Consider the following 12,863-nt stretch of genomic DNA (forward strand, 5'->3'; position numbering starts at 1 on the left):
TCACGCCGCGAGGCGGGGCTGACATGCGTGGCCAGGGAACGGCAGCCTGCGTGGAGTGCCGTCATGCGACACACTTTCACGTTTGCCAGGGGGCTACATGTCCATGCTCACCGGCGCTTCGCGCCGTGTCCGTCTGCTGCGCCGGTTGTTTGGCGTCATTCTTCTGGCAGGTACGGCCGCCGCCGTGACCAACGCGGGTGCCGCGACGCTGACGTTCACCAGCAACGTCGGGTTGGGGGACGGTATCGCTTCGGACGGCGATGGGGGCAGCGGCGACATCGCCGGCCTCGATATCCAGGTCTACAACATCAACGACACCGCCGGGTCGAGCCTGGGTGCGATCCATTGGCGCGACAACGACTGGATATTCAGTGCCGACCCTACCTACTCGGGCCTTACCTACGACGACGGCGCCAATGGCTTCGCGAAAGGCATGGCCATCCGTTCCGCCACCGGCGCCGAGTTCAAGCTGACGTCCTTCCGCTACTACAACTGGGGCGAGACGCAGAACCTGACGAACACGGTGGCGGGCTATCGCGACGGTGTGCTGGTCGCTTCGATGACGTTCCAGGGGTATGCGCCCAGCGGGATGCCGATGACCGTGTCGTTGGGCAACGACTTCCAGTACGTCGACGATGTCCGGATGTACGTGTCAGCCGATGGCATGCATAACGGGGTGGGTACCTGGCATTCGATGAACAACATCGTCATCGATCCTGCGATTCCGCCGGACACCACGCCGCCGACCGTCACGGGCGTCAATTCGAGCACGGCGAATGGCACGTACAAGGTCGGCGACGTCATCAGCATCCAGGTGGGTTTCAGCGAGAACGTCACCGTCACCGGCACGCCGCAGCTGACACTGGAAACTGGCGTCATCGACCGCATCGTCAACTACGCCAGTGGCAGCGGCAGCAGCACGCTGACCTTCACCTACACCGTGCAGGCCGGCGACACCGCGGCCGATCTCGACTACGTCTCGACGAACGCACTGACGCTCAATGGCGGCTCGATCCGCGACGCCGCCAGCAACAACGCGACCCTGACGCTGCCGGCGCCGGGTGCGGCTAATTCCCTGGGTGCCAACAAGAATCTCGTGATCGACGGCATCGTGCCCACGGTCAGCAACGTGACGTCGTCGACGGCGAACGGTACTTACAAGCTGGGTGACGTGATCAGCCTCCAGGTCAACTTCAGCGAGACGGTGACGGTAACCGGGACGCCGCAGCTGACGGTGGAGACGGGGGCTACCGACCGGACTGTCAATTACAGCAGCGGAAGCGGCACCAGCACGCTGACGTTCAGTTACACGGTGCAGGCGGGAGACCAGAGCGCCGATCTGGACTATGCCTCCACCGGTGCGCTCGCACTCAACGGGGGCGCCATCCGCGATGCCTCGGGCAACAATGCCACCCTGACGCTTCCGGCGCCGGGCGCAGCGGGCTCGTTGGGCGCCAACAAGGCCTTGGTGATCGATGGCGTGGCGCCCAGCGTCAGCAGCATCGTCGTCAGTGGTTCGCCTGCCTCGGGCGACACCTCGATGGCATTCACGGTGAACTTCACCGAGTCGGTGGCGAATGTCTCCACCGACGACTTCACACTGGTCGGGACGGGCAGCGCCAGCGGCAGTATCGCCAGCGTGTCCGCCAGTTCCGGCTCCGCGGTGAACGTGAATATCGCGGGCATCGGTGGCACCGGCACGCTGAAGGTCAATCTCAACGGCGCCACCAACATCGTGGACGCCGCCGGCAACGGTATCGCCGCCTACAGCAGCGGCAGCACCCACACCGTCAACATCCTCAGCGCGCCGGGGGCACCGACCATCGGCGCGGCGACGCCCGGCGACGGCCAGGTGTCGGTGTCGTTCACCGCGCCCTCGAGCAATGGCGGTTCGGCCATCACCGGCTACACCGTGACCTCCAACCCCAGCGGCATTACCGCCGGCGGCGCCGGCTTCACCACGTCGCCGATCACGGTCACGGGGCTGACCAACGGCACGCCGTACACGTTCACTGTGACCGCCACGAACGCGGTGGGTACGAGCACGGCGTCCGGCGCCAGCGGCAGCGCCACGCCCAAGGGCGACCAGACCATCACCTTCGCCAGCCCGGGGGCGCAAAGCTACGGCAGTTCGCCGACGCTGTCGGCGACCGCCACGTCCACCCTGACGGTAAGCTTCAGTTCCTCCACCACCGGCGTCTGCACGATCACGTCGGGGGGCATGCTGACGTTCGTCACCGCCGGTAGCTGCACCATCAACGCGGACCAGGCCGGCAACGGCGCGTGGAATGCCGCCATCCAGGTCAGCCGTACCTTTACCGTCAACGCGATCGCCCCCGGTGCACCGATCATCGGCACGGCGACGGCGGGCGACGCGCAAGCGGACGTCGCCTTCTCGATGCCGGCTTCGAACGGCGGCGCTGTGATCACCGACTACACCGTGACATCCAATCCGGGCGGCTTCACCGCCATCGGGGCCGGTTCGCCGATCACGGTGACCGGACTGACCAATGGCGTGGCGTACACCTTCACGGTGACGGCCACCAACTCGGCCGGTACGGGTGCGTCGTCGTCGGTGTCGAACAGCATCACGCCCGCGTCGCCGCAGACCATCACGTTCGCCAATCCGGGGTCGCAGAGCTACGGCACCGCGCCGAACCTGTCGGTCCTCGGCGGTGGCGCCTCGTCGACATCGGGACTGGCAGTCACGTTCACCTCATCGACCACCGGCGTCTGCACCGTCACCTCCGGCGGCATCCTGACGTTCGTCGCCGGCGGCACCTGCACGATCAACGCGGACCAGGCCGGCGACAGCAGTTTCCTGCCGGCCCCGCAGGTGAGTCGCTCCTTCATCGTCGTTCCGGTGGTGCCGGACGCCCCGACCATCGGCACCGCGACCGCGGGCGACACACAGGCGAGCGTCGCGTTCGTGGCGCCGTCCAGCAACGGTGGCGCATCGATCACAGGCTACACGGTGACCGTCAGTCCCGCGGATGTCGCGCCCGTCAGCGGGGCGTCTTCGCCGATCGTGGTGAGCGGCCTGACCAACGGGCAGTCGTACACGTTCACGGTGACGGCGGACAACGCCGCCGGCACCGGTCCGGCGTCGTCGGCGTCCAACAGCATCACGCCGAAGGCGGCGCAGACCATCACCTTCGTCAATCCCGGTCCGCAGAACTTCGGCACCACGCCGACCTTCAGCGCGACCTCCGATGCCGGCCTGGTGCCGACGTTCACCTCGTCCACGACCGGCGTCTGCACGATCACGTCCGGGGGCGCGGTGACCTTCACCACGGCGGGGACCTGCACGATCAATGCGGACCAGCCGGGCAACGGCAGCTACCTGGCCGCGACGCAGGTGACCCGTTCGTTCACGGTCAACGCGGTGCTGCCGGGCGCGCCGACGATCGGCACGGCTACGCTGGCGGGGCCGGGCGAGGTGGATGTTTCCTTCACGGCGCCCGCCAGCAACGGCGGCACCCCGATCACCGGCTACACGGTGACCGCGAACCCGGGTGGCGCAACCACCACGGGTGCAGGGAGTCCGATCCGTTTTTCCGGTCTGGGCACGGGTTCGAGTTATACCTTCACCGTGCAGGCGGCCAACGGCGTGGGAACGGGCGTGGCATCGGCCGCCTCGAACGCCATCACGCCCGTGCCGGCGCTGACGGCGGCTCCGGTGAGCGTGTCCTTGCCCTACGGCGCGCCGGCGACGCCGGTGACCTTGTCGATCACCGGCACGGCGACCTCAGTCGCGGTAGGCACGGCGCCTTCGCACGGCGTGGCGACGGTGAGCGGCACGACGATCAGCTACCAGCCGACCCCCGGTTACGCGGGTCCGGACAGCTTCACCTACACGGCCAGCGATGCGTACCAGACCACCGCGGCGGCCATGGTGACGATCACCGTCACTGCGCCCACGGTTGCGCTGGAGGCCGCCAATCCGTCCAACGGCACCGGTGGCAGCACGTACGTGCACGCCTTCGCGGCCAGCGGCGGCGCAGCGCCGTACACGTTCCAGTTGCTGGGTGGCGCATTGCCGGCCGGGCTGGTGCTGGGGACCGACGGTCGCATCACCGGTGCGCCGACGGAAGCCGGCAGTTTCACGCTGACGGTCGAGGTCACCGACAGCAGCACCGGCGTGGGACCGTTCACGGCACAACGCCAGTACACGCTGCTGGTCGCGGCGCCGCAGATCGTGTTCGCGCTGCCCGCCTTGCCGCAGGCCACGCACGCCGGTGCGTTCAACCAGACGCTGAGCGTTACCGGCGGCACCGCGCCGTATGCCTACACCGTGACGGCGGGCAGCCTGCCGCAAGGCGTGTCGTTGAGCAGCGCCGGCGTGCTGTCGGGAACACCGTCGCAGGCGGGCAGCTTCGCGTTCACGATCGAAGTGCGCGATGCGAATGGATTCAGCGGTACGCAGGCGTACGAACTGACCGTGGCGCAGGCGGCCCAGGCCATTACCGGCTTCTCCGCCAATCCCGCGGCGCCGGTATTCGCGCCGAACGGCACGTTCGCCCTGGTGGCGACGGGCGGCGCGTCCGGCAACCCGGTCGCGTTCGCCAGCACGACGCCGCAGGTGTGCCAGGTGAACGGCGCGACGGTCACCATGCTGTCGGCGGGCCGCTGCGCGCTGACCGCGGACCAGGCCGGCGACATGAACCACCAAGCCGCTCCACAGGTCAGCCTGGAGGTCGATATCGCCGCCGCCGTACCGACGCTGGTGTGGCCTGAAACGCTGCGCAAGGTCTACGGCGAGCCCGCGTTCGAGCTGGCGAATCCGCAGAGTCCCAGTGCCGGAGCCTTCACCTTCACCAGCAGCGATCCCGACGTGGCCAGCATCAGCGGCCGCACGGTGACCCTGCATGCAGGAGGCGAGACCGTCATCACCGCGACGCAGGCGGCCTCGGGCAACTACGCCGCCGCGCGCGTGGAGATGCGCCTGCGGGTGGACGTGCGTCCCGATCCGACCCGCGACGCCGGCGTCGTCGGCCTGCTGCAGGCGCAGGTGGATGCCAGCGTCCGCTTCGCCAGCGCACAGCAGTCCAATATCCGCGACCGCCTGCGCCAGGTGCGCAGTGGCGCGAATGCGTCGAGCAATACCCTGACCCTGAACTATGCGGGCAGCGACGACCGCCAAGGCGTGTCGGTGCCCGTGGGGTCCGCAGCGGGCCGCGCGATGCCGGCGCTGCCGCCGGGGTGGGGCGCCTGGGCGTCCGGTACCGCGACGTTCGGCAAGAGCGGTCGTGCGGCGGGCTACGACTTCCAGACCGACGGCCTCACGCTGGGTGCCGATCGTGCGATCGGCGAGAACCTGCTGGTCGGCGTGGCGGGCAGCCTGGCGCGCAACGACAGCGACCTCAACGGGTCCACCTCGCGCCTGAAGGCGGACCAGCGCTCACTGGCGGTGTATGGCCTGTGGCGCAACGGCGATCACCTGTTCGTCGACGGCATGCTGGCCACCGGTCGGCTCGACTTCGACATCCGTCGCTGGAGCGAGGATGCCGGGGCGACGGGTACGGCGGCGCGCGACGGCGATCAGTGGTTCGGTTCGCTGGGGCTGGGCTACGAACACCGCGGCGAGCGGATGGCGCTGACGGGGTATGGGCGCGTCGACGCGAGCCGGACCACGCTGGAGGCCTATCGCGAGGTCGGGCTGGACATCTACGACCTGGCCTATCGTCGCCAGGTGGTCGAGAACAGTGCGGTGGCCGTCGGCGTGGAGGGCAGCTACCAGTTCGGTGGCGACGCCGGCCGCTTCCGTCCGTTCTGGACGCTGGAATACCGCCAGGCGTTGGAGGACAAGGGCGAAGCCGCGATGAACTACGTGGTGTGGCCGCATCCGACCGACTACCGACTGGGCATGCAGAGCTACAACGACAACGCGCTGTCCCTGTCGGCGGGCCTCGACGTCAAGCTGCGCCCGGGCTGGCTGCTGTCGCTGCTGTTCGGTCACGAGCAGGCCAGCAACAGCACGCAGGGCAGCCGCCTCGGCCTGCGCCTGTCGTACGGCCAACCGTCGAGTGGCGGCACGCCTTCCGCCGACAGTGGTCTGTCCGACGATGCAGCGCGTTGCCGCGGCAGGCGCTGCGCGGACGCGGCGCAGGCTCCCCGCTGAGCCTGCGATCGGCGGGTCGTCGACGGCTCGCAGTGCCACCGAAGCCCGGCGATCGCCGGGCTTTTTTGCGACCCGGATCACGGCCTCGGGGCGTTCGACCTTCGGCCCAGCACCTTTGGCACGGTCATGCGCGGTGTGGCATCGATACCCTCACAGGCACGCCCGCGCGCGACGCGCGCCTGTCCTGCTTCCGGAGATGAATGTTGAAGAAGACCCTGCTGTCCGCCGCCACTCTGCTGGCCCTCGCCACCGCCGCTCCGCTGGCGGCCCACGAAGACCACGTTTGCCTGGATGACGGCTGCACGCTGCAGTCGCTGTTCGCCGATACCGATGCCGGCGGCGCGACTGCGGGCGGATCGACGATCGCCGCCCAGCGCTTCGGCAGCTGGGGCCTGGATACCGCCGGCATGGACCGCAACGCCAAGCCCGGGACCGACTTCTTCCGCTACGTGAGCGGCACCTGGGCCGACACCACGCAGATTCCGGCCGACCGCTCCAGTTATGGCGGTTTCGCCATCCTGCGCGACCTGTCCGAGGCGCGCCTGCGCGTGCTGGTGGAAGGCTATGCGCTGGGCGATCCGGCGACCGGCGGCGATGCCGCCAAGATCGCGGCGCTGTACCGGGGTTTCATGGACGAGAAGACCGTAGACGCCCTTGGTGCGAAACCCTTGCAGCCGGTGCTGGCCGGTATCCGCGCTGCGAAGGACAAGGAAGCGCTGGCCAGGCTGATGGGCCAGCGGGGCGGCTTCTACGACAGCTTCTTCAACCTGAGCGTCAGCGACGACCAGAAGGATCCGGATCGCTACACGCTGTACCTGAGCCAGGGCGGTCTGGGCCTGGGTGACCGCGAGATGTACCTGCGCGACACCTTCAAGCCCCAGCGCGAGCGCTACGAGGCTTACATCGCGCAGTTGCTGCAGATGGCCGGGTGGGACAAGCCGCAGGAGAACGCCAAGGCGATCCTCGCGCTGGAGACCCGCATCGCCGACGCGCACTGGACGCGCGCCGAAAGCCGCAACCGCGACAAGACCTACAACCCGCGGGCGATGGCGGAGTTCGCCACGAACGCGCCGGGCTTTCCGTGGGCGCCGTTCTTCGCCGCGGCGGGTGTCGACGGCGCAGGCCGAGCGGTGATCCGCCAGGACAGCGCCATTCCGAAGATCGCCGCGATCTTCGCCGATGCCGACCTCGCCACGCTGCAGGCATGGCAGGCCTTCCACGCCGCCGACAACGCCGCGCCGCTGCTGTCGAAGGACTTCTCGGTGGCGCAGTACGAATTCCGCGACAAGTTCCTGTCGGGCCAGCCGCAGCAGCGCGAGCGCTGGAAGCGCGGTGTGTCGTTCGCCGAATCGGCGATGGGCGAGGCGATCGGCCGCGACTACGTGGCGCTGTACTTCCCACCGGAATCGAAGGCCAAGATGGATGCGCTGGTCGCCAACGTGAAGGCCGCGATGGGCGCGCGCCTGGACACGCTGGCGTGGATGAGTCCGGCCACCAAGGCCGAGGCGCACGCCAAGCTCGCCGGCTTCGGGTTGAAGATCGGCCACCCCGACAAGTACCGCGACTACAGCGCGCTGGTGGTGAAGAACGGCGACCTGTTCGGCAACGCGCAGCGTGCCGGCCAGTTCGAGTGGGATTACCGCCGCAAGCGTATCGGCCAGCCGGTGGACAAGGGCGAGTGGGGCATGACCCCGCAGACCGTCAACGCCTACTACAACTCGGTGAAGAACGAGATCGTGTTCCCGGCCGCGATCCTGCAGCCGCCGTTCTTCGATCCCGATGCCGATCCCGCGGTGAACTACGGCGGCATCGGCGGCGTGATCGGCCACGAGATCATCCATGGCTTCGACGACCAGGGCCGCAAGTCCGACGGCAGGGGCCTGCTGCGCGACTGGTGGACGGCCGAAGACGCGGCCAAGTTCGAGGTGCAGGCCGCCAAGCTCGGCGCGCAGTACGAGGCCTACGCATTCCCGCAACTGCCCGGCATGCACATCAACGGTCGCGTGGCGATGGGCGAGAACATCGGCGACCTCGGCGGCCTGACGATCGCGCTGGAGGCCTACCACCGTTCGCTGGACGGCAAGCCCGCGCCGGTGATCGACGGCTTCACCGGCGACCAGCGTTTCTTCATTGGGTGGGGCCAGATCTGGCGCACGCTGTGGCGCGACGATGCCTTGCGCCAGCAGCTCGTCAACGGCACGCATTCGCCCGGCCACATCCGTGCATTCGCGCCACTGCGCAACATCGACGCGTGGTACGACGCCTTCGGCATCAAGCAGGGCGACCCGCTGTACATCGCCCCGCAGGACCGCGTGCGGATCTGGTGATGCAACACGTGCCCGGGGTCGCAGGGACGTGGCGCCGGGCATCGACGTCCAGGCGGGGTAGGCAGGCGATGCGGCCTGCGATCGTGGCCATGATCATGGTGCTGGCGGCGGGGTGCGCCAGCACGCCCGGCGACCCGGGCTGGACAGGGGCAGGCGCCGAGCCGTTCGACGGCGCCTTGCGCGCGTGCGAGGCCGAGGCGGCGAAAAGTGCAGGCGCCGAGCGGTCGACGCTGCTGGAAACCTGCATGGTCCGACGAGGATGGCATCGCCCCTGAGTGATGCACGCGGTTGCAATCTGCGGCCCGGCGCACCCATCATGGGGGCACTCCCCGCTTCACGTCGCGTTTCTGGTGTCTTCCGCGATCCATTCCCAAGGCGATCTGTTCGGCGGCCCGCAGCCGGGCAGGTTGCACCGGCTGTTTTTCGCGCTGGTGCCTTCGGCGGGCGAGCGCGAGGGGCTGCGCCATCGCGCCGAGGACCTGAAGGCGGCTTTTCCGCAGGCGCGCTGGGTGCATCCGGAGCGCTATCACCTGACCCTGCATTTTCTCGGCGAGAGCGACGGACCGCGCGAGGACATGATCCGTACCGCGCACGACGCCATGCAGGACTGGCAGCCGGAGCCGGTCGGCATCACGCTCGACCACCTGCTGTGCCTGGGCAACCCGAAGCATCCGGCGCTGACGCTGGCGGCGCTGCATCCGTCGCCGGCGGTGGTGGCGTTCTGGCGCAGCCTGCAGCAGCGCCTGCTCCGCGCCGGCTTCAAGCAGCACGTGGGGCGCAGTTTCGTGCCGCATCTGACCCTGGCCTATGTCCCGCCGCGCACCGCGCCGGTGGATGTGCCCCCCGTGGTCCTGCACCCGCAGGCCGTGCACCTGCTGCAGAGTATCGAGGGCGAAGCCGACTACGGCATGCTGGGCGAATGGCCGCTGGGGTAATGCACGGCGTCAGTGCGCCAGCCGGCGCAATGCGTCCAGCTTGGCGTGGTAGAGCTGCCGGTTGTCGCCTTCGCTGAGGCGTTCGGCGCGCGCCAGCGCCTTGCCTGCGCGGCGGTTGTCGCCCCTCTGGAAGTACACGCGCGCCAGTCCGAAGTGGAAGCGGTGTTCGTCCGGGAACAGCTTGATCGCCTGGCGGTAATCGCGCACGGCGAGGTCGAAGTCGCCTTCGCGCTCGTGCCTGACGCCCTGCAGGAAGTGGTGGAAGGGGTCCAGCGCCTGCACGCGCCGCAGGCGTGCCTGCAGCCGCGCCGCCGCTGCGGTATTGCCGGTGCGCTGGTAGTGCGCCGACAGGTTGGACAGGGCGCCCGGGTCCTGCGGATTCAAGCGCAGCGCGTGCAGGTAGTGCTGTTCGGCCTGCACCGGGTCGCCGCTGCGCAGGTGCAGGACGCCGGTGTTGCTCCAGGTCACCGCGTATTCGGGGTCGAGCGTCTTCGCCACGCCGGCGTATCGCAGGGCGTCGTCGAGCCGGCCGGCTTCCAGCAGGTCGGCGGCGCGGTTGTTGTAGTAATGGACCAGCAGGCGCGCGTCGCTGATCTGGCGCGGCGGCTTGCGCGCGATCACCTGGTCCCAGGCGACGTCCACGGTCAGCTGGCGATCCTGGATGCGCACGCCGGCGTTGACGTGGTGGGTGCGGTAGAGGGTGTCCTGTTCCTGGCGCCAGGCAAGGGTCTCGTCGATCTGCTGGCCGTAGGCCTGCAGGCCGGCTTCGCGCGCCAGGGCGATGGCCAGCAGGGTGAAGCTGAGGCAATTGGCCTGCCGGGTGGCATAGGCTTCGGCGACGGTGTGGTTGGCGCCGATGTCGTAGCTCATGCCGAGGTCGTCGGGCGAGAACAGGAACTCGACCATCCGACGCAGGCGTTGTTCCGACCCGCGCGGGGTGGACAGCACCTTGGCATGGAATTCCTGGCGCAGGGGCTCGGGCAGGGCCATCACCTCGACCGGCGAGGGTGGCTCGGCGACGGCAACGGGGGCAGGTGCCAGGCCGGCCAGGGCCAGCGTGGCGGCCATCAGGGTGGCGATCATGGGCGAGCGTCCCGCAGCGGCGATGCCCGCAGTCTATGCGCTGTGGCGATGCAGCATGGACGCATTGCGGGCGTTAGGATGTGCGCATGGACCCCATCGCCCACCTGATTGCCTGTCCCCACTGCGCCGCGATGAACCGGGTGCCGGCGGAGCGGCTGGCCGGGGTCCCGCAGTGCGGCCGATGCCACTTGGCCTTGTTCACCGGGACGCCGTTGGCGCTGGGCGAGGCGGATTTCGACCGCCATGCGCTGCGCGGCACCTTGCCGCTGCTGGTCGATTTCTGGGCCCCGTGGTGCGGGCCGTGCCTGCAGATGGCGCCGCACTTCGAACGCGCGGCCAGCCTGCTGGAACCGGCGATGCGACTGGCCAAGGTCGACACCGACGCCAGCCCCGGGCTGGGCAACCGCTTCGGCATCCGCAGCATCCCGACGATGGTGCTGCTGCAGGGCGGCCGCGAAATCGCGCGGCAGAGCGGGGCGATGCAGGCGGAGGGGATCGTGCGGTGGGCGAGGGGACGAGGCGGATGACGGGCGTGGAGCTGTGCGCCGCCGTTGACCAAGCAAACATGATGTATGGGGTAGCGATCGCATGACGCTGCCCACGCTGGAAACTGAGCGCTTCCGTCTGCGGCCATTGGCCGCGCAGGACGAAGCACTCTACATTGCCATCTACACGGACCAGACGTTGATGCGTTACGTGGGTGACCCGGTGTCGATATCGGACGCTCGACGTGCGTGCCACGCCTTTCTGCGATCCAACCAGCATGGTGATCTCCGGAGAGCGTGCTGCTGGGTGATCGAACACGCCGTGGAGGACGCGGAAACCGTCGGGCTTCTCGCACTAACGCCACATCCGGATGCGGCTGAGATCGGAGTCATGATCCTGATGCCTTGGCAGAGCAGGAAGGTGGCGCAGGAAACCATCGGATTCCTTTCCGGCCATGTGTTCGAGCAGGCGATATGGTCACGCACGTTCAGTCGGCACGTTCGAGCCAATGAAGCCCGTGCGGGCGTGATGCGGAAACTCGGATTCCACGAGATGCTGCGTGTGCCCGGGGGAGAAGGGTTCCGGGGCTGGGAGTTGGCGCGATACGAGTGGATGCGGCGCAAGACTGCAGCATCAGGAGTTGCGAAATGAAGGAACAGCGTAAAAAGGAGTCGGGACGCGGATCGCTGGTCTGCGTGGGTGTAGGCATGACGCTCGGTGCGCACCTGGCGCCCCGCGCACGCAGCCACATAGAACAGGCGGACGTCGTCTTCAGCGCCATGTCCGACCCGATCGTCGAGCTGTGGGTGCAGGGCATGAACTCGGATGTCAGAAGCCTCCAGCCGCTTTATCGAGAGGGCAAACCCCGCCGCGAGACATATCGGGAGATGGTCAATGCGATGATGGGCGAGGTCCGGCAGGGACGTCGCGTATGCGGTGCCTTTTACGGCCATCCGGGCGTATTCGCGCAGGTACCGCACAGGGCGGTGGCGCAGGCACGCGAGGAGGGCTATGAGGCCTCGATGGAGGCGGCCGTGTCGGCCGAGGATTGCCTTTATGCTGACCTGGGAATCGACCCCGGTGCGGTGGGTTGCCAGCACTTCGAGGCTAGCCAGTTCATGTTCTACGAGCGACGGGTGGATCCTTCCGCTTACCTGATCCTGTGGCAGATAGGCGTGGCAGGCGACCGATCGACCGGTCGTCTCACCACCGATGCCCAGACTCGACAACTGCTCGTGGATCTGTTGTCTGCGGACTATCCGGCCCAGCATGAAGTGATCGTCTATGAGGCCGCGACCCTTCCCATTGCGTCTCCACGCATCCAGCGGATGCCTCTCCATGGCCTCCCGGCGGCAGACCTCTCGGCGGCCGCCACGCTGGTGATCCCGCCCTCCGCGCCCCTGAAGCGAAACGAGCACTTGCTGGCGCGATTGAGCTTGCTTGAGAGCTAAGCTGAATAGCCGCGGGCAGCCGTGGCAAGCTCGGGGAAAAGTGAGTATTGTCATGCTTGGGGGCCGTCCCTTTATGCCCGAAGGGTGCTGTGGGGAGGGCAAAGAAGCGGCAATCATCATTAGATCTGGGGAATCTGCGTGTCGAATGCAATCCGTTTTTTGGAGTCCATTGGAGCGTCTGCGTCGTTTCAGGCCGCAGCGGACTATGCCGCCAGGGTAGCCGCTCTGGAAATCGAGCCTGCGCAGAAAGCGGCGCTACTCGATCGTGACGTCGCATCGCTCGCTCACCTGCTGGATGCCCGTCCAACCATGTTCTGCATGATCCTGGCCCCGGACGAGGGCAAGGAGGACCAGTCCAGGGAGCAGTCCGATGAGCAGACGGATGGGGACGAGCAGCAGGACGAAAAGGAGTAACCTCCGGGGTTGTTGTGCTCCGGTTGTGTCGATTGATCGGGAGATA

The 12,863-nt window shown here is 67.9% G+C and carries 9 protein-coding genes; 8 read left to right on the forward strand and 1 reads right to left on the reverse strand.

Annotated features, from left to right (window positions below):
* The first annotated feature begins 97 nt into the window (after nucleotides 1-97).
* The 4 genes from AC1Q5B_RS11570 (at nucleotide 98) to thpR (ending at nucleotide 9,383) form a co-directional block, all read left to right on the forward strand.
* Nucleotides 98-6,121 carry an autotransporter domain-containing protein gene (locus AC1Q5B_RS11570; RefSeq protein WP_492631806.1) on the forward strand — a complete coding sequence of 2,008 codons (6,024 nt, stop codon included), beginning with the start codon at nucleotides 98-100 and terminating at the stop codon, nucleotides 6,119-6,121.
* Nucleotides 6,122-6,321: 200 nt separating this feature from the next.
* Complete coding sequence (locus AC1Q5B_RS11575; protein ID WP_492631807.1) at nucleotides 6,322-8,448, forward strand: M13 family metallopeptidase; 2,127 nt, start codon at nucleotides 6,322-6,324, stop codon at nucleotides 8,446-8,448.
* Nucleotides 8,449-8,537: 89 nt separating this feature from the next.
* A complete protein-coding gene (locus tag AC1Q5B_RS11580) occupies nucleotides 8,538-8,723 on the forward strand; it encodes a hypothetical protein (protein ID WP_492631808.1) in 186 nt (61 codons plus the stop codon).
* A 75-nt stretch (nucleotides 8,724-8,798) separates the two neighbouring features.
* On the forward strand, nucleotides 8,799-9,383 hold the full coding sequence (thpR, locus tag AC1Q5B_RS11585) for an RNA 2',3'-cyclic phosphodiesterase (protein WP_492631809.1): 585 nt from the start codon (nucleotides 8,799-8,801) through the stop codon (nucleotides 9,381-9,383).
* Between the two features lie 9 nt (nucleotides 9,384-9,392).
* Here thpR and AC1Q5B_RS11590 read toward each other — a convergent pair whose 3' ends face one another.
* A complete protein-coding gene (locus AC1Q5B_RS11590) occupies nucleotides 9,393-10,466 on the reverse strand; it encodes a tetratricopeptide repeat protein (RefSeq protein ID WP_492631810.1) in 1,074 nt (357 codons plus the stop codon).
* An 86-nt stretch (nucleotides 10,467-10,552) separates the two neighbouring features.
* On the opposite strand from AC1Q5B_RS11590, the gene trxC reads away from it, so the two are divergent.
* The 4 genes from trxC to AC1Q5B_RS11610 all read left to right on the forward strand — a co-directional run bounded on the left by trxC (nucleotide 10,553) and on the right by AC1Q5B_RS11610 (nucleotide 12,817).
* Nucleotides 10,553-10,993, forward strand: a complete 441-nt coding sequence (gene trxC / locus AC1Q5B_RS11595; protein ID WP_492631811.1) for a thioredoxin TrxC — start codon at nucleotides 10,553-10,555, stop codon at nucleotides 10,991-10,993.
* Nucleotides 10,994-11,054: 61 nt separating this feature from the next.
* Nucleotides 11,055-11,603, forward strand: a complete 549-nt coding sequence (locus AC1Q5B_RS11600) for a GNAT family N-acetyltransferase (RefSeq protein ID WP_492631812.1) — start codon at nucleotides 11,055-11,057, stop codon at nucleotides 11,601-11,603.
* Entirely contained in the window at nucleotides 11,600-12,403 is an 804-nt protein-coding gene (locus AC1Q5B_RS11605) for an SAM-dependent methyltransferase (protein WP_492631813.1), read from the forward strand. The genes AC1Q5B_RS11600 and AC1Q5B_RS11605 overlap by 4 nt, the downstream gene beginning before the upstream one ends.
* Before the next feature lie 138 nt (nucleotides 12,404-12,541).
* Nucleotides 12,542-12,817: a hypothetical protein gene (locus tag AC1Q5B_RS11610; RefSeq protein ID WP_492631814.1), complete on the forward strand. Its 276-nt coding sequence runs from the start codon at nucleotides 12,542-12,544 to the stop codon at nucleotides 12,815-12,817.
* Nucleotides 12,818-12,863: the final 46 nt, after the last annotated feature.

It is taken from the genome of Pseudoxanthomonas sp. GW835-FHT14C01 (assembly GCF_058793715.1).

What these genes read in the sequence shown, in the direction of transcription:
- AC1Q5B_RS11600 (WP_492631812.1), top strand. Translation starts at nt 11,055, where the DNA reads ATGACGCTGCCCACGCTGGAAACTGAGCGCTTCCGTCTGCGGCCATTG.
- AC1Q5B_RS11570 (WP_492631806.1), top strand. Translation starts at nt 98, where the DNA reads ATGTCCATGCTCACCGGCGCTTCGCGCCGTGTCCGTCTGCTGCGCCGG.
- trxC (WP_492631811.1), top strand. Translation starts at nt 10,553, where the DNA reads ATGGACCCCATCGCCCACCTGATTGCCTGTCCCCACTGCGCCGCGATG.
- AC1Q5B_RS11605 (WP_492631813.1), top strand. Translation starts at nt 11,600, where the DNA reads ATGAAGGAACAGCGTAAAAAGGAGTCGGGACGCGGATCGCTGGTCTGC.
- AC1Q5B_RS11590 (WP_492631810.1), bottom strand. Translation starts at nt 10,466, where the DNA reads ATGATCGCCACCCTGATGGCCGCCACGCTGGCCCTGGCCGGCCTGGCA.
- AC1Q5B_RS11580 (WP_492631808.1), top strand. Translation starts at nt 8,538, where the DNA reads ATGATCATGGTGCTGGCGGCGGGGTGCGCCAGCACGCCCGGCGACCCG.
- AC1Q5B_RS11575 (WP_492631807.1), top strand. Translation starts at nt 6,322, where the DNA reads ATGTTGAAGAAGACCCTGCTGTCCGCCGCCACTCTGCTGGCCCTCGCC.